At 37.3% G+C, this 16,289-nt stretch carries 19 protein-coding genes and 1 pseudogene; 17 read left to right on the top strand and 3 right to left on the bottom strand.

What is annotated here, in order from left to right; translation table 11 throughout:
• Positions 1–32 precede the first annotated feature (32 nt).
• Genes ACPC57_RS06970 through ACPC57_RS06960 form a run of 3 tightly spaced genes read right to left on the bottom strand, consistent with a single transcriptional unit; the run spans position 33 to position 1,481 of the window.
• Positions 33–896, bottom strand: coding sequence for a hypothetical protein (locus tag ACPC57_RS06970; protein ID WP_434066568.1), 864 nt, complete (start codon positions 894–896; stop codon positions 33–35).
• A 16-nt stretch (positions 897–912) separates the two neighbouring features.
• Positions 913–1,116 (bottom strand): helix-turn-helix transcriptional regulator, encoded by a 204-nt coding sequence (locus ACPC57_RS06965; protein ID WP_434066567.1) that lies wholly within the window; start codon positions 1,114–1,116, stop codon positions 913–915.
• An 11-nt stretch (positions 1,117–1,127) separates the two neighbouring features.
• Positions 1,128–1,481 (bottom strand): helix-turn-helix domain-containing protein, encoded by a 354-nt coding sequence (locus ACPC57_RS06960; protein WP_434066566.1) that lies wholly within the window; start codon positions 1,479–1,481, stop codon positions 1,128–1,130.
• A 604-nt stretch (positions 1,482–2,085) separates the two neighbouring features.
• Here ACPC57_RS06960 and ACPC57_RS06955 point away from each other — a divergent pair.
• The 17 genes and pseudogenes from ACPC57_RS06955 to ACPC57_RS06875 form a co-directional block, all read left to right on the top strand.
• Positions 2,086–2,334: a hypothetical protein gene (locus ACPC57_RS06955; RefSeq protein ID WP_277426465.1), complete on the top strand. Its 249-nt coding sequence runs from the start codon at positions 2,086–2,088 to the stop codon at positions 2,332–2,334.
• Between the two features lie 36 nt (positions 2,335–2,370).
• Complete coding sequence (locus ACPC57_RS06950) at positions 2,371–2,667, top strand: cytoplasmic protein (RefSeq protein WP_121795914.1); 297 nt, start codon at positions 2,371–2,373, stop codon at positions 2,665–2,667.
• An 18-nt stretch (positions 2,668–2,685) separates the two neighbouring features.
• Positions 2,686–3,141, top strand: coding sequence for a conjugal transfer protein (locus tag ACPC57_RS06945; RefSeq protein WP_195185170.1), 456 nt, complete (start codon positions 2,686–2,688; stop codon positions 3,139–3,141).
• Positions 3,142–3,156: 15 nt separating this feature from the next.
• Complete coding sequence (locus tag ACPC57_RS06940; protein WP_434066565.1) at positions 3,157–4,827, top strand: FtsK/SpoIIIE domain-containing protein; 1,671 nt, start codon at positions 3,157–3,159, stop codon at positions 4,825–4,827.
• 208 nt (positions 4,828–5,035) lie between these two features.
• Entirely contained in the window at positions 5,036–6,298 is a 1,263-nt protein-coding gene (locus ACPC57_RS06935) for a replication initiation factor domain-containing protein (protein WP_434066564.1), read from the top strand.
• Positions 6,282–6,512: a hypothetical protein gene (locus ACPC57_RS06930; RefSeq protein ID WP_099390420.1), complete on the top strand. Its 231-nt coding sequence runs from the start codon at positions 6,282–6,284 to the stop codon at positions 6,510–6,512. Before ACPC57_RS06935 ends, ACPC57_RS06930 begins: the two co-directional genes overlap by 17 nt.
• A gap of 12 nt (positions 6,513–6,524) precedes the next feature.
• Entirely contained in the window at positions 6,525–6,806 is a 282-nt protein-coding gene (locus ACPC57_RS06925) for a hypothetical protein (protein WP_434066563.1), read from the top strand.
• 3 nt (positions 6,807–6,809) lie between these two features.
• Entirely contained in the window at positions 6,810–7,352 is a 543-nt protein-coding gene (locus ACPC57_RS06920) for a conjugal transfer protein (RefSeq protein WP_099421207.1), read from the top strand.
• A gap of 12 nt (positions 7,353–7,364) precedes the next feature.
• Positions 7,365–8,345: a conjugal transfer protein gene (locus ACPC57_RS06915; RefSeq protein WP_333564574.1), complete on the top strand. Its 981-nt coding sequence runs from the start codon at positions 7,365–7,367 to the stop codon at positions 8,343–8,345.
• 5 nt (positions 8,346–8,350) lie between these two features.
• Positions 8,351–8,575 (top strand): hypothetical protein, encoded by a 225-nt coding sequence (locus tag ACPC57_RS06910; RefSeq protein ID WP_099390416.1) that lies wholly within the window; start codon positions 8,351–8,353, stop codon positions 8,573–8,575.
• A 1-nt stretch (position 8,576) separates the two neighbouring features.
• Positions 8,577–8,999: a conjugal transfer protein gene (locus tag ACPC57_RS06905; protein ID WP_099390415.1), complete on the top strand. Its 423-nt coding sequence runs from the start codon at positions 8,577–8,579 to the stop codon at positions 8,997–8,999.
• A gap of 12 nt (positions 9,000–9,011) precedes the next feature.
• On the top strand, positions 9,012–11,516 hold the full coding sequence (locus tag ACPC57_RS06900; protein ID WP_434066562.1) for an ATP-binding protein: 2,505 nt from the start codon (positions 9,012–9,014) through the stop codon (positions 11,514–11,516).
• A gap of 14 nt (positions 11,517–11,530) precedes the next feature.
• Positions 11,531–13,534, top strand: coding sequence for a conjugal transfer protein (locus tag ACPC57_RS06895; RefSeq protein WP_434066561.1), 2,004 nt, complete (start codon positions 11,531–11,533; stop codon positions 13,532–13,534).
• Entirely contained in the window at positions 13,521–13,748 is a 228-nt protein-coding gene (locus ACPC57_RS06890) for a hypothetical protein (protein ID WP_099390412.1), read from the top strand. The genes ACPC57_RS06895 and ACPC57_RS06890 overlap by 14 nt, the downstream gene beginning before the upstream one ends.
• Before the next feature lie 18 nt (positions 13,749–13,766).
• Positions 13,767–14,879, top strand: a complete 1,113-nt coding sequence (locus tag ACPC57_RS06885) for a phage tail tip lysozyme (RefSeq protein ID WP_312221497.1) — start codon at positions 13,767–13,769, stop codon at positions 14,877–14,879.
• A gap of 180 nt (positions 14,880–15,059) precedes the next feature.
• Complete coding sequence (locus tag ACPC57_RS06880) at positions 15,060–15,266, top strand: DUF3173 family protein (protein ID WP_195185400.1); 207 nt, start codon at positions 15,060–15,062, stop codon at positions 15,264–15,266.
• Between the two features lie 3 nt (positions 15,267–15,269).
• A pseudogene (locus tag ACPC57_RS06875) lies at positions 15,270–16,208 on the top strand (tyrosine-type recombinase/integrase); the annotation flags it as partial.
• Between the last annotated feature and the right edge of the window lie 81 nt (positions 16,209–16,289).

Genomic DNA, 16,289 nt, shown 5'->3' with positions numbered 1-16,289 from the left:
TCTATTTTACAAAAAAAGTGGACAAATGTCCACTAGTTTTTAGTCCTTATTAACTCTTTAAATTTCTTAATATACACATTTAAAATTTCAATTGCATTTGAATGTTCCTTTTTTAAGGTTTCAATCATTGAATTAGAGATGTTTAATATATGGAGTGAATCATCTAAATAGACACATGCATAATTATCTTTCTCGTTTTCGTTATATTTATCTATAATCTTACGGAAATTACAATGTTTTTTAGAAAAATCAGGAGTGTATATAACAAAGAAATGTTCAAAAATTTCTATAATTACTTTGTGATACTCTATCAAAGTTATTGAAAAAGATATATTGGCAATATTGTTATGATTTTCTCTTATTTGTTGGGAAATTACTTTAAATTTCTCTTTTCTCGCTTTATTAAACTTGTATTTTTTCCCTTCCTCAAGTATGTAGTGTAGATTAAAACTGTACCGACCATCATTATAATATACTGGTAGATGCCCATGCAATGAAAAATTTCTTAATTCAGTCATTAGTTGATAATAGAAACTAGAATCATATTTATCTGATATGAAAGAATGTATATCATCATAAACTGACTTATCGAAATTTTCAACAATGTCAACAAACATCTTTGACGTAGAAAGATAGTTTATCAATAAAGTATTGATTACAGTAAAATCGTCACTAGGAAGACCATTTGTCCTAATCAGTGTATCATCAGCATGCATAGTAAAATGATATAAAATCTGATGAAAGTTGAAGTTGTTAATATTAAAACTTTTGACTAAAGTATGAAATTTATCTATTTGACCGAGATAATTTTCTATTATTTCCGATTCTTCATTCGATGGAAAGATAACTTTTTCTTCATCTATTCTTGAATATGGAACAATTGACTTATTATTCATTCATACTAACCTTTCACTATTTGATTGATAAGAGTTGCTCGGAACCCACAAACTCATCTAAAGTCACACCAAAATACTTTGCCAACTTGATCGCATTCTTAAGAATCATATCTGTCTCTCCCTTCTCCCAACGTGAGATTGTTCTGACAGGTACACCAATATCGTCTGATAACTGCTTATGAGTTATCCCTTTTTCAATTCTCAACTCTTTTAATCTCAAAAGTCAACCTCCTATTTTTTATCCTCATCAAAAAGTTTCTGACGCTCTTTCATAAAGTCTAGAAGCTCTTGCTTGAAAACAGCTTTTTCCTCATCTGTCATATCTAAAGATGTTGCACGGAAAAGCATTTCAACTTCGGATAGTTCTGCTTCCTCTACAGTTCTAAAGTCAGAATGTGCTAACAGATAATCAGTTGAAACTTTAAATAAATTTGCTAGCGTAGGTAATTTATCAGGTGTAGGAACCTTTTCGCCCTTTTCCCAATAAGTATAGGCAGGACGTGATATACCTAATTTATCAGCCACTTCTTTTTGTGTTAAATTTGCTTCTAAACGAAGGGCTTTTAAGCGTTCTGGGAATCCCATAATAGACCTCTTTTAAAATTTTTTTGATTTTTTGATAAAAAGGGTTGACAAATACGTAACTGTTGGTTACAATAATAATGTAACCAAAAGTTACTTCGGCTTCAAAAAATAATAAGTATTATCTGAAACCAAACAATGTCCCTTGAAATCTTTAATAAAAAATGTGCGTCTGACAACCAGAGGACTGACCGACAAACACACAATAAACTTCGTACCTTTATTGTATCACACATGACAAAAATGTCAAGTCCGTATGCTGGTTGGAGTTGGATTCTCTATTTGGGAGATATCCACACGCATATCGGACTTTAGCACTTTTCCGAATAGTAAAGTGAACTGGCTTCGCCAAAAGGCGTAAGAGAATCGTGACAGGTATGATAATGACTACCTCGATGATTGGCTGGGAAAGCGATGGTAATTGACGCAATGCACCTTGCTAAACGTTGCCACCGTGAAAGGTTTATCGATTATCCAGATAGGTCTTTCAACCAAATAACCCTTTTTCAAACAGACTACTCTATATTATTTTCCCTGAGTAGTCCATGCTTAAGCTACTAGATTTTTCTAGTAGCTTTTGTTTTTACAATAAAGAAAGGAGGCTTTTATGACCTCATACTTTAAACAATGTCTAGAGCATCTTTTACAAAACTATCTATTTACACACAAAATATACGCTCACGACCTTACACTACAAGCTAGTCTATTTTGCTCTGTAAAAGAAGAAATCGACAATCTTGTTAAGAAATTTAAAGCAAGCGGCTATCCACTTGCGGAATTGACTTACTATAGTCAGATATATAAAAATAAAATCAATCGCTTTTACTTTGCTCAAGTCAGCCCTGTTATGTGCTGATTTTTTATTACTCAAATATAGAAACGGAGACTACTTATGATTCCTGAAACACTTGTTATGAAACCTGAATTTATCGGAACTGCTTATTATGAAAAACTTGGCAATGCGCCACGTACCATTTTTGGAAAAGAAGGGAAATACCAACGACACGTCCTGAATAGTCAGGTACATGGTTCGTTCCACGTCATCACACCTGCCACAAACACAATCTTTGATGAAGATACACAAGTCAAAGTAATTAACCCGATTTTCTTCCCAGACCGTGCAGTAAATGGTACCAACGTAGCACCTGCACTCAATGTCTTTGCTGAAAAACTGGAAATTGTAAAATAAGAAAGGAATTAGAAAACTATGGCTAAAACTGGATTAAACTTTGGAGAAAAACTACAGATTGTTGATAAAAGCTACCGCGTTATCACTGATGCCTTAAAGCTAGATGAAGTCTTTGGCAAATTGACTTTCCGCAGTTTGGAAGGTGCAGAACTCATTTATGAAGCGGATCGTAGCCAACGAAATGATGATGGATCTTTCGCCCAAGTTCCAACAGGGGAAATTCGTGGTATTACCGTTGGTATCCATTCTGCCAACCAACACGAAACACTCTTTTTCACTATCGTGGATATGTCAGAACAAGAAATCACTGACCTTAATCTCAACTACCGTGAAGAAGTAGAACTAACAGACATTGTGGTGACCTATTCAGCTATTGGACGAAACGATAACTATCGTCTCTATGCTTCTGCTATCAAGAAAAAAGGGGCCCAACCTACTCCCAAAATTGAACCAAAAGCTGAAGATAAAAAATGATACTAGGAGGTAGATATGCACCTCTTTACCTATCGTGGATTACGTGTCCATAAATTTCACAGGCATATTCGGGTGATAACCAGTCTTCTACTATTATCACCTTTTTTAGTAGCGAATGGATTCTACTACTATCCCATCTATAATCAGCTTCTTGTTGACCCTTTACAGTATGTACCAAGTATCCTATTCACAACTATTCTACCAATCGTAGTTCTTTCAATCATTACACCTATTCTCTACCAGAAAATACTTTTCTTACAACGCTTAAATACATTACGAATTATGGCTAATTTTCTTTTAGAAAATCGGTATTATACGTCAAAGACTATGAAACGAGAGGGGCGAACCAAGGAAAAAATTACTCTTCCAAAAGTCTACGTCAAACGTGGGAAATACCAACTACTTGTCTCTTTTATCCTTGAAGGCAATAAATTTCAAGACCGCTTTATCAATCTTGGCGCAACACTTGAAGTCATGTTCAATGGGGACTTTAGAAACAAAACCTTTGACGAGCGGTTCGTTCAATATGATATTGCCATCAACCGAATCGCCTCCCGCATTCCTGTCTCAGAAGTTACTGTGACAGATAAAGGGCTACGCCTCATGAAAGACGTCTTCTGGGACTATATTTCAGAACCACACTTACTAATTGGTGGAGGAACTGGAGGAGGTAAAACTGTCATTCTCATGACAATTGTATTGGCACTCTCTAAAATTGGCTTCATTGATTTATGTGACCCGAAGAATGCTGACTTAGCTGGTCTAAAAAAAGCACCTGTTTTTAAAGGTCGTATCTTCATTTCAAAAGAAGATATCATATCATGCCTCAAGCAAAATGTCGCTGAAATGGAAGAACGATACGAGGCCATGCAAAATCATCCTGACTACAAAACTGGAAAGAACTTTGCTCAATACGGTCTCAAGCCAAAATTCCTTGTCTTTGATGAGTGGGCAGCCTTCATCGCTAAGATAGAAAATGACTATCGCCTACAAGCTGAAGCGACAGAATACCTGACCCAAATCATCCTTGAAGGGCGTCAAGCAGGAATGTTTGTGATTCAAGCCATGCAGCGACCAGACGGTGAATACATCAAAACAGCACTTCGTGACAACTTCATGAAACGCCTCACCGTTGGACACTTAGAAGATACCGGATACAACATGATGTTTGGGGATGCAAACCGAAACAAAGAGTTCAAAAAGCTAGATAAAATCAATGGCAAAAAGGTTCATGGCCGTGGCTACATTGCCAATAACGGTGAACTAGCTGGTGAGTTCTTCTCCCCCTACGTTCCATTCGATGAAGGATTTTCTTTTGAAGAAAAATTTATGAAATTACCAGTGTTGGAAGATGGACAAACTAGTGCTATGGATGAGAAAGAGGAACTTGAAAACAACAACGAGGCAATAGACACGAAAACCGAGAAAAATTATCAACTACTAACGGAATTCGCTAAGGAAAAGGACCTCCCCGTCAAAACTCTCCGGAAAATTATCTATTTGCTAGATGAACGAGGGATGCCTTTTGACAAGGAGGAAAACTCACTGGTTGTGACACCTTTTCAAGAACAGTTACTTCTTGAAACCTTAGAACTATTTGAGGCGGAAGGGCGCAAGTCATACCCAAAGGCGGTTGAAAGTTGTCTCGCAAATCATGGGCTAGGACAAGAGCAAGGGCAAGCCTGACAACGTCAGGCGCAGACCGTAGCTCGCAGTTCCTTCGGCCCATGATTGTGTTTCAACCCCCGATTTCTAATAGGGGGGTAACATTTGTCAAAATGACAACATCCAACCCCCGAAACGCCAATGGTACCAAGGTTTTTCAAGATTAATCAAGTGTGTCACTTTGCCTCTAAAAACTGTGTCACTGACTAGAAAGGAGTTTTACTATTGAATGGATAAGTTAAATCCGCTACACCTCAAGAAATTTCGAAAGCAAACAGGTATGACCCAAAAACAATTTGCACAATCTATCGGGATTTCTACTCGAACCTATCGCAGTTACGAGGATGGTTCACGCGGATTGAGTTTGAAAAGATTTAATCAATTCAAAAGGAAGCTTGGATTTAATAAGCATAATACAGAAGGCCTCATAGACGTAACGATTGACTATCTACGAATGACATTCATGTCTATTCGTGACCTATCCCACTTCTGTCAAACCTACCTTCACTGTTCTTTTACCGAGTTCAAAGAGTTTGAAACGAGACTCCTAAATTACTCAAGGCTCTGGAAACGAGGTAATATTTGGATATTTGATTTTTGGGATAAAATCGAAACAGGAAATTTCCAAGTAACCCTCCAACTCTCTGGACAAGGCTGTCGCGAAATGGAACTCATACTAAAAAGCAAAAACCTTACCTGGCAAGAATTTCTCCAAGCAATGCTCTTTGATCTAACGGATAGCCGAATAACGAGGCTAGATATTGCCTTAGATGAACGCTACCTTGGTCACGAAAAAGAACATGAACAATTTCATCTTTCAGATTTAATTACCAAGGTCTATAAAGAAGAGGTCCGATTCAAACATATCAGAAGCTGGAATCACATTGGAGGAGGCAGTCTTAAAAACGTAGGAGACACGGATGCTAGTCAAGGTATTTCTATTTATTTTGGCAGTCGTCAAAGCAATCTCTACTTCAACTTCTATGAAAAACGCTATGAGCTAGCTCGAAGCGAACAAATCTCCGTGGAAGAATCCTTGGAGATTTTTGGTATCTGGAATCGATATGAGTTACGCTTTTCTCAAGAAAAAGCACAACTTGCAATCGAAGAATTTGTCAACGGTGTTGACTTAGGAGAAATCGCACGGGGAATCATCAACCACGAAATACAGGTATATGACGGCACCAATAAATTTGGTGCGTTTCTACCTGATCAAAAATGGCAACGTCTCTTTGGTGGTACTGATCCTCTAAAACTTCAAATGAAGCCTGAACCCTATTCTATTGACAGAACGGTCAATTGGCTGATGTATCAGGTCGCAAATTCACTCAAATTAGTAGAGGAAGCTGACAAAATCATGAATACAGATTTTCTAAAAATGATTCATGCGAATGGTGAAATAACCGAGCGAGGCGAAAATATCTTACAAGATTTACAAGCATCCTATCACTTACAAAATATAGAAGGAGAACACTATGGAATACAAAGTTGAACTGAATAGTTTAGATGAATTTAAAGCATGGTCTGGTGCTAGAGAAACCCTAAACGTTGTCCGAGAACGTGGTGGAATCGAGCAACTCACCTGGCTTTGTGAGGAAATTTTCTCAGGAACAATTCCAACTGAAGGTGAAATCAATGACTGGCTATGGTTTGATGATGACTATATCTATCGCTCCCTTGGCTATGATGACCTTGTTGAGGAGTAACAGGAGGTATTTATGACCCATCCATATGCTGAACGGTGTAAATTACATACCAACAACCTATTGGCTGAAAGAGTCCAAAAAATCTATGCCGACATGACAAAACCTTTGAATAATAGCGATGATCTTTTAGTCGCAATCCATACTGAAATAAGATACGCAGACTCAGACCGAACCTACCTCCTCAATAACGTACTGAAGCGTTTAGAAGAAGCCGACAAGCGCGAACGGCTCTTCTATGAGAAATTATCTAGCTTGGAATACCAGATTCGTCAAGCTCTTGATCCGAGTATCTAGCTGATGTTTATCAAAAATATTTATGAAGGTGCTACCTACTTTCATGAAACAAACGAAATCTGGTATCTATTTGTCGTATTGATGAAGGAGAAAGATTTTTATTTTGATACATTCGCGCGAAAAATAGATGATATGGATCACTACCAACATGCGTATTTTACAACGTCGGGCAAGGTCCTTGACTTTAATCGAAAGATGGACACTCATGTCGTCACCCTCTTTCGCCAAATCATCAAAGAACAACAAACCATATTTACGGAGGAAATAATCATGGCAAAACAAACTATTTTTGAAAAGAAAATCAAGTCTGTCTCTTTACAACTTGGTGAACTAATGAAAGCAAATAATGATAAGGAAGCCTGGACAAAAGCTGGTGAATTAAATAGCTTATTGAAAAACGAAGAGGCTGAAAAACTCCCTTTAGACTTCCTTGACCAGATTCGTTCAGAACTACGTAGCTACTACTACATTAACGGGGAAATCAATAAACTTCACAAACAGTTGTATGCAAAAGGCAATAAATTAATTGAGTTAGCTAGTTTCTAATCAGGAGGAGTTATGACAAAATTCATTTTACTGATTAACCAGGTAAAACAATATCTGTCACGTTTCAAAAAACAAGACAAGAAACGTGGTTCTCCAAAACTCATCAAAGCAACACGTAAAAACGTAAATATCCTAGTCCTTCTTGGATTAGGATGTTTCGTTTTAATTGGCATTCTTGGATCCATGCGTGCTATTGCCCTTTCCAGTAAAGTCACTCATCTGGAAACTGAAATTAGAAAGGCGCACTCTACACGCCTCACTCCAACAACTCCTTATACAGACTATCGCTTGAACTACTACCTCAATGACTTTGTGGCAGCCTATTTCACGTTTTCGGATAAAGCCGAAGAACAAGAAACTCAAATTGAAACACTCAATAATTTTTATAATGTCACCCCCACCATTAAGTCACAAGGTCAAAAACGAACACCTACCTCACTTGTTTCTGCTAAACTCTTACAACTGACTGATAACACTGCACTGTATCAAGTTACGTATAAACAAAAAGTGGAAGATAAAGAAGTGGAACTAACCACTGGCTTTTCCATTCCCTATGGTAAGAATGATAAAAGCTACTACGTTTCCGGATTACCTTGGTACTCTAGTTTGACAGATGTTCAAGCCAAAGATGTGGACACAGATTCAGCACTAAGCCTGACGGCTACAGACAATGTTTCAGAAGAAATTCATGGAAGAGTAACTAAATTCCTTACTATCTTCTTTTCCAATTACACTACGGATCAAGATAACCTTGACCTTGTAGGCAAAGGTTTAATCGCCCTTGAAAACACAATTTTTCATTCGATAGATTATACCTACTTAGTTGAAGATACGGGCACGATCACCGCCTACACACAAGTCACATTTGAAGTTGCTGGCAATACTCGCTCCGAAAACTTTACGTTAACACTTACTCCAAAAGGAGACTCCTATTATGTAACTCAATTACTTCACACTATTCCAAATGATTATGCAAAACCAGAAGGAGAATAATATCTATGAATACTAGCTCACTACAACAATTCCTCCAAGGAGATGGATCTTGGATTATTACAGCAGTCGCAATTCTATTAGCGATTAAAGCTTGGAAAAATAGTTCTTGGCTCCAGCTTTTCTCTGTTATAGGATTTTGGGGCATTATTATGTCAATGACCAAAGGACAACAGATCCTAGCTGTTATTGGTTGGTTCCTCCGTCTCTTTGGCATTGAAACGGGGCTTTGATATGAACACTGAAAAAGACCCGCTCTATGATTACGCTAGGGGGCTAAACGCTCCCTATTGGATTCAGGAAATCAAAACACAAAAAGGAACACGGATTTGGTACTTCGCAACACCTATGCAATTATCCTTTTTTGTTGTCTTTATCCTAGTTTTTGTCACTATGGTGCTAGGGCTTTCATTCATACTTGTCCCCCTCGCAAAAATTACTCACTCGATTTCCCTCTTATTATATGTGTATGTCCCTTATAAGCTGGCAAAGTTTTACACCGAATACGAACCACATGGAAAGAAAATGCATCTCTTTCTCGCGGACTACATTTACTATTTATATGAATTTCGCCTGAACAAGAAAGCTATCTACCACGATGAACGCGTGGATTCCTTTGAGGAAGAGGAGATTGTCTTTGAACAAACAAATCTATAGAAAGGAGGCAATATGGCTATCAACCTACAATATCCTATTAAAACTACTTACAGAAATCTTATTTACCGAAAGGATAAACATGTCGCTGCCTATTTCAGGATTCCAAATACTCCAATCACTATAACTGATAACGATAAAAAAAGAAAACATAAATGGACTGTCAGTCAGCTGATTAAAAAGCTAGCGAAAAATCAACACTTTGAAATTTCACTCATCCCAAAAGATTACCTTCTTGAAGAGAAGATGCGTGATTTTATGGATGCCCTTTCTCCCAATAACCGAAAATTAGGTGAAGACTTACTTCTTCATACAGTCGATACATTGACAGATGAAATGGAAATCCCCTATCAATTTGATTGGTTGGTCGGTGTTCGTCTCAGAAAACATGACAAGGCAAGTAGTCTTACAGACCTCGCTTATGAACGGTTCTCCGAACTGACAGAAACCATCGCAAATGGACTTGGTTTTGAATTAGAAGAAGAGAAACCATGGTATGAAGACTATCTTTCCGATGAACAAGACTGTTTTCAAATTCTCTCGACACTTCGTTGTCGCCGTCTAACCAACGAAGAATTATTCTACTATCAACGAATGCAATACTTACGCTATATTCCACATTTCAAGGGGGAGGTGCTTGCTAATCGTTCACTGTTTAACGTGACAGATACCTTAATAAAAAGCTTGAGCGGTGGCTTTCTCAAGTTAGAAAGTCCCTACGGAACATCCTTCGTAACCATTTTGCCAGTCGGAAAATTCAATACTATATTCAACGGATTCCACTTAGGTGAGTTTATCCAACGCCTAAATTTTCCTGTAGAACTTCAAATCAAGGCGGAGTTTATTGACAGAAATAAAATAAAGGGAAAAATGGGACGCTCTAATACTCGATATAAAAATATTATGGAAGAGGCAGACAGTACCAATACCGTCCAACAAGATGAGATTATCATGGGCTCCTTTTCCCTAAAAGATCTGATGAAAAAAGTCGGAAATAAAGAAGATATTATCGAGTATGGCGCTTATCTCATCGTATCAGCATCTTCTATCACTCAACTTCGAAACCGTCGCCAAGTGGTGCTCAACTACTTTGATGATATGGGCGTTGAAATCAGTGAAGCAAGCCACGATACACCGTACCTTTTCCAAAGTCTTCTCTATGGACAAGACCTGCAAAAGAAAACAAGAACCTGGACCCACATGGTTACGAGTCGAGGCTTTGCGGAACTCATGCCATTTGCGAATACATCTGCTGGTAATCGTATTGGTTGGTACATCGGTCGTGTAGATAACTGGACAGGACGTTGGGATTCAATCGATAAAGCTATACATGCCTCAAAAAACATTGTTCTCTTTAATGCAACCGTCGGTAATAAAGAAGACATTGCAGGAAAAATAACCAAAAATCCACATATCATCATTACCGGTGCAACTGGGCAAGGGAAATCTTTCCTGGCACAAATCATATTTTTATCTGTTGCGCTCCAAAACGTAAAAACGCTGTACATCGATCCTAAAAGGGAACTTCGTCATCACTACGAAGAAATCATGCATTCTCCAGAATTTTCTAGTCTCTATCCAGAACGAAAAAAACAACTGGAAGCATTTAACTTTGTCACACTCGATAGCTCACTCGCTTCCAATCACGGAGTGCTTGACCCGATTGTTGTATTGGATAAAGAACAAGCCGTGGAAGTTGCAAAAAATATGTTGGAATTCATACTTCAGGCCGTCGATAATGTCACAATGGATCAAAAGACAGCTATTACTGAAACCATCAATGATATTGTCGATAAGAGACAAGCGGGTCAAACAGTTGGCTTTAAGCATGTGCTTGTAGCGCTCAAAGATAGTCAAAATGATCAGATTGCCTCAGTTGGTCGTTATCTAACCTCTATCGTAACCAACTCTATTTTGGAGTTGGCATTCTCTGACGGCACTACACAAGGCCTCAATTATGTCTCACAAGTGACCATACTTGAAGTCGCAAACCTAAAATTACCAAAAACGGATACCACTAAGATTTCAGACCATGAACGGAACTCAATTGCACTAATGTTTGCTTTAGGAGCCTTTTGTACCCACTTTGGTGAACGAGATGAAAATGAAGATACTATTGAATTTTTTGATGAAGCATGGATACTGATGAAATCAGCTGAGGGCCAAGCAGTTATCAAGAATATGCGCCGTATTGGACGGTCAAAAAACAATACCTTAGCGCTTATCACACAATCCGTACATGACGCGGAAAATGACGATGATACAACTGGATTTGGAACAATTTTCGCCTTTTATGAAAAATCTGAACGAGAAGATATTCTTAAGCACATCCATTTAGAAGCAAATGAACAAAACTTAGAATGGATCGATAATATGATTCCTGGTCAATGTCTCTATTATGATGTCTACGGAAACCTCAATATGATTTCTATACACAATATCTTTGATGATATTGACATGCTCTTAAAACCAATGAAAGCAACTGTCTCATCAAGCCTAGAAAATAAATATGCTATGTAGAAAGGAGGGCTCATATGCAAGAAGCATTTGAGAAATTAAAAGGCGTCGATATCTTCGCTTTAAAATCATATCTTGAAAAGACCTCAAAAATTGAGACCTCCATCATCGTGGCAATGAACGAGATTTTTGTAAATCTCTTCTTTTTTGTCTTAAATCTTGTGGTAGGTTTTTTCTCACTAATGATTCGAGTTCTTGAAAATATAGATCTGTACGATTCCTACAAAACCTACGTCTATAATGCGGCCAATTCCATTTGGCAAGGGCTAACAGGCTCCACTTCGGGCGGACTTTCCAGTGGTTCATTGGTTTCTATGCTTCTTACAGTTGGAACCTTTTACCTCTTTTATCAATATTTCTTTTCACGTGGAAACTTCATGCGGAAAGTTCTACATCTTTTTATCGTCACTGTCCTTGGATTTGGATACTTTGGAACAGTAGCTTCAACTTCAGGGGGTCTTTATATCTTAGATACAATTGAAGACCTTGCAGATACTGTCACGACAAAAATATCAAATGTCTCTATTTCTTATGGAGATGGCAAGTCAATTAAAGTCGGAACCTCAATGGCTGATAGTTATATCGCCCAAACTTCTTACACTGCCTATGTCTTTGTGAATACTGGTCAAGAAAACGGGAAATATAAAAATAGTCAAACTGGAGAAGAAGAGGTGTTTGAGGATTCAAAAGTACTCGGTATTAGGAATGAGGCTGGTCAATTTGTTTCCGTAAAGAATAAAGACAGAGAAGAATATCTGGATAAACTAGGAAATGAAGCAAATGATGGAAAAGAAAAAAACCGATGGGTATCGGCTGTATGGGACTATCTATTCATTGAAACCTTCTATGTTATTTTTAAAATCATTGAAGCCATTATTATTGCGATTCCACTAATTCTTGTACAAATACTAAATCTTATTGCTCAAATTATCGTCCTTGCTATGATCCTATTATTCCCTCTCTCATTGCTCGTCTCATTTGTCCCTGCAATGCAAGATATAATCTTTGGAATTATGAAAGTCATGTTTGGAGGACTTGTCTTTCCGACTATTACGACCCTTATTACGCTGATTATCCTTTACTTAGAAAAAGTCATCGAAAGTTTCATCACTTCAGGATTTGATGCAGTTATCGGAAATTTTTCATCTCTTGCCACCTTTGCACTACTCTTCAAGCTTATGCTTACTGTTATTGCAAAGGCTGCAGTCTACTACTTCCTCTGGATATATAAAGGTGAACTTATTGAGTTCATTATGGGATCTAGAGCACGATTGAAGATGGAAGACATTGGACATCAGGTCGAGACTAGAGTAACTCAAGGAAGAGAAATCATCCAACAAGTTCCAACAAGAAGTTTTGAAACGGCACAACACATTGGAAACTTTGCCTTAGCTGGAACTGGTTTTGTAGCAGGATCCGCTATGCATGCAACATCTCATATCAAGGATATAGGTAACAGATTGAAACCAACTCCACCAAATCCTATACGAAAGGAAGAACCTGTAGAACAGGCGGAACAATCAAATACCATCGCTCCAGAACATAGACCACCTTCTCAATCGCCAAAACAAGATCCTATTTCTCCAGTAACACCAACCGTAACGACTGAAAAATTAGAAATCCATACACCAAAAGCGACAATGATTGAGCCAAACAGTCAACAACAAAAAGTATCTACTATCCGAGTCAGTCAAGAACAATCAACAGAACGTAAACATTCAAGTCCCAACAAGAACTCACATTTCCAAACATCAGAACCTTTACCAGATATGGAGTATCAGGAGCTCAAGCAACAATGGATTTCACCGCGTAAACAACGCAAAATGAAACGTCTAGAAAAAGAACTCAACCAATATGATCAGATTGGATCAATGTATCAGGCACAAGGCTCCAATGCCTTTACAAAGAGTTTTCGTAAAACAATGACTAGAGACGACAAAATCAAAGCAAATATTGAGCGAAAAAATCATCTTATGAAAGAACTAAACAGACTACGAGGTGAACAAGATGGACGCTATTAGAATCTATTCTAGAAATCAAATTCAAACACTCTTGGAAAAATACATTTATCAAGCTTATGAAGAAGATTTGAAAGCAATCAAAGTGACTGTTTTCTATCCTGTTGATGATCAGGAAGCCAGAAGAATTATTGAAACCTGTCGCGCAATGCAAGTCGTTTTGGATGCAAAATGGCTCTTCGGTACAATTATCTTCAAAGTTTATCTCAAACACTAAAGGAGGTGATGGGGTCACATGAAATTCCTATTTAAGCTTAGTTTGTTCACTCCACTTCTGTTGCCCCTTTTCCTTGTTATCATTTTTGCGGCTGCCTTAGCTGGAAATCCCTCAAGCAATATAAGTAATGGAACAACTTTTGGAAGACAAACAACATTGACGGCTAAAGAGGTGGCACAAAAAGCTTCAATTTCAGAAGAACGAGCTGAGGACGTGATTAAAATTCTCAATTTTCAACTGTCAAAAGAAGGATTCACACTTGCAGGATCTAGCGGAAGCCTTGCTGTTGCAGAAAGAGAATCCGGTTTTAATCCTAAAGCCATTAATCCAAGCGGTGGTGTTGCTGGCTACTTTCAGTGGTCAGGTTGGTCAAATACAATTAACGGAAGTCGGTGGTCAAAGGCATCCAGCAGAACACTTAATTCCGATATTCAGCTACAACTCATGTCTACAGAACTAAATGGGGATTATAAAAACGTTAAAACTGAAATGCAAAAGGCAACAGATCCTGCTCAAGCAGCCTTGTACTGGTCAGAACACTACGAAGGAGTTTCGCTATCCGATGGACAAACGAAAGCTGAAAAACTTCAAAATGACGCCACCAAATGGTTCACCATCTTCGATGGAACAATAACCACAGGAAGTATCATACCATTTTCAGGTGAAACAGGTCTTACTACTGGAACCCTACTTTCTTCTTTTACGTTCCCATCAGAATACGCTGGAAAACTCAAATATGGTGTCCCAACTGAAAAATCAGTTACAACACAAGGAAATAACACCTATCCACCTGGTCAGTGTACTTGGTACGTCTGCAATCGGCTGATTGAGACAGGAATCAGTACAAACTCAGCTATTTACAACTACAATGGCAATGGCCAGGATTGGGTAAATAGTTTAGTAGCAAGAGGTTGGAAGAAAGTAACCGAACCACAAGTGGGGGCAGTCATGTCCATAAAGGGTGGATATAGAGGAACTCCGGTAGAATATGGACACGTAGCCTTTGTCGAGGCTGTCAATAAGGATGGCACATTTCTCATTTCCGAATGCAATATTGGAGGTGTTCAAAATAAACCACATTATGCCGTCTTAACAAACCAAAGCTACTATAGTTTCGCCATTCCACAATAAGCTATCGATTAAGAAAATTGAAATAAACAAATAAGTTTGATTATGAATATATCAGTTAAGAAAAATTTAGGGATGTTGGATTATACTATCATCATCCAAATATTTTTCATATTCATAATCTCCTAGAAAGCAAGCTTAGAAATGGGCTTGTTTTCATTTTTAATGCAAAGGAGAGAAAAGATGATAATAACAATAAATAAAGATGATTTAATACTTCTTGGATTTACTGAAGGAACCTCAAAACAAATAATTCGAAAAGGAAAAAAACTGCTCGTCGAAAGAGGCTTTGTAGTATATAAAAACAAGCGCATTGGAACAATACCTGCAACGATTGTATCTGAATTACTTGGTATTGAAATACAAGATAGTAAGCTCACAAAGGGGTAGGCAATGGTAATACGAAAAAGGAATAATGGAAGTTGGGACGTTGATGTTAGTAATGGATATGATCCGATAACATTAAAGCAACGAAGAATCATCCGTAAAGGATATAAAACAAAAAAAGAAGCTATCGAGGCAGAAACCTTTCTACGAACTGTAGAATTAAAAAACAATAAATACGGTACTAAAGCTACAATCCCATTACTATATAATCTCCTTAAAGAAGAAGATGTTATAAATCAACGAAAAATTAGCTATATAAACACGCAGGAAAATAACTATAACAAACACATTAAAGATTACTTTTCAAAATTAAATAATGTGGGAAAATTAACATACGAAGATATTTATGAATTCAGAGAACACTTAAGAAAAAAAAGAGCTAAAAACTCAGAAAAAAAATTAAGTACAAATACTATCAATAAGATCATGATTTTACTTAAAAAAATACTTGATGTAGGAATTAGAAAAGGCTACTACACTCAAAATCCAGTAAATCAATTAAAGAAACTACCAATTGTAAAACCACAAATAAAATACTGGACTATACAAGAGTTCCATCAATTTCTCAAACTATTTACAGTAGAGGAGTACCATTTAAAACTGCTTTTCACAGTATTGTACTTTACAGGTATGAGGCTAGGAGAAGCACTTGCATTAACTTGGGAAGATATTGATTTAAATATAAATACAATCTTTGTAACCAAGTCAATTTATACAAAAGATAAAGTAAGTCATATTAGCACTACAAAAACTAGAGCAGGAACCAGAAGAATCATCCTTAACAAGAAGCTAATCACTGAACTAGAAACTTGGAAAGAAAAACAATTTAATCTATTAAAGGCATTTACAAAAGAGCCATTGAAACTAAAAATTTTTCAAAACAGTCCAGTCATACTTACAAAAGATAGTATAGAAAAGCAATATAAAAAAATCTTGAGTCGAGATAGGCAGTAACTGCCCAATAACAAGGTATCTATCCAATCACTCCTTCCTCCAGTATACTGTTATAAAAAACAAACTGGAGGA

Source organism: Streptococcus sp. VTCC 12886 (genome assembly GCF_049893425.1).
GTDB lineage: Bacteria > Bacillota > Bacilli > Lactobacillales > Streptococcaceae > Streptococcus > Streptococcus suis_AA.
The sequence above is the reverse complement of the archived record's forward strand: the minus strand, read 5'-3'. Positions and strand labels throughout refer to the sequence as shown.

Excerpts from the sequence above, each read along its gene's own strand:
- ACPC57_RS06885 (WP_312221497.1), top strand. The coding sequence starts at position 13,767 with ATGAAATTCCTATTTAAGCTTAGTTTGTTCACTCCACTTCTGTTGCCC.
- ACPC57_RS06890 (WP_099390412.1), top strand. The coding sequence starts at position 13,521 with ATGGACGCTATTAGAATCTATTCTAGAAATCAAATTCAAACACTCTTG.
- ACPC57_RS06945 (WP_195185170.1), top strand. The coding sequence starts at position 2,686 with ATGGCTAAAACTGGATTAAACTTTGGAGAAAAACTACAGATTGTTGAT.
- ACPC57_RS06955 (WP_277426465.1), top strand. The coding sequence starts at position 2,086 with ATGACCTCATACTTTAAACAATGTCTAGAGCATCTTTTACAAAACTAT.
- ACPC57_RS06920 (WP_099421207.1), top strand. The coding sequence starts at position 6,810 with ATGTTTATCAAAAATATTTATGAAGGTGCTACCTACTTTCATGAAACA.
- ACPC57_RS06905 (WP_099390415.1), top strand. The coding sequence starts at position 8,577 with ATGAACACTGAAAAAGACCCGCTCTATGATTACGCTAGGGGGCTAAAC.
- ACPC57_RS06910 (WP_099390416.1), top strand. The coding sequence starts at position 8,351 with ATGAATACTAGCTCACTACAACAATTCCTCCAAGGAGATGGATCTTGG.
- ACPC57_RS06960 (WP_434066566.1), bottom strand. The coding sequence starts at position 1,481 with ATGGGATTCCCAGAACGCTTAAAAGCCCTTCGTTTAGAAGCAAATTTA.
- ACPC57_RS06970 (WP_434066568.1), bottom strand. The coding sequence starts at position 896 with ATGAATAATAAGTCAATTGTTCCATATTCAAGAATAGATGAAGAAAAA.
- ACPC57_RS06950 (WP_121795914.1), top strand. The coding sequence starts at position 2,371 with ATGATTCCTGAAACACTTGTTATGAAACCTGAATTTATCGGAACTGCT.
- ACPC57_RS06900 (WP_434066562.1), top strand. The coding sequence starts at position 9,012 with ATGGCTATCAACCTACAATATCCTATTAAAACTACTTACAGAAATCTT.
- ACPC57_RS06880 (WP_195185400.1), top strand. The coding sequence starts at position 15,060 with ATGATAATAACAATAAATAAAGATGATTTAATACTTCTTGGATTTACT.
- ACPC57_RS06930 (WP_099390420.1), top strand. The coding sequence starts at position 6,282 with ATGGAATACAAAGTTGAACTGAATAGTTTAGATGAATTTAAAGCATGG.
- ACPC57_RS06895 (WP_434066561.1), top strand. The coding sequence starts at position 11,531 with ATGCAAGAAGCATTTGAGAAATTAAAAGGCGTCGATATCTTCGCTTTA.
- ACPC57_RS06935 (WP_434066564.1), top strand. The coding sequence starts at position 5,036 with ATGGATAAGTTAAATCCGCTACACCTCAAGAAATTTCGAAAGCAAACA.
- ACPC57_RS06925 (WP_434066563.1), top strand. The coding sequence starts at position 6,525 with ATGACCCATCCATATGCTGAACGGTGTAAATTACATACCAACAACCTA.
- ACPC57_RS06915 (WP_333564574.1), top strand. The coding sequence starts at position 7,365 with ATGACAAAATTCATTTTACTGATTAACCAGGTAAAACAATATCTGTCA.
- ACPC57_RS06940 (WP_434066565.1), top strand. The coding sequence starts at position 3,157 with ATGCACCTCTTTACCTATCGTGGATTACGTGTCCATAAATTTCACAGG.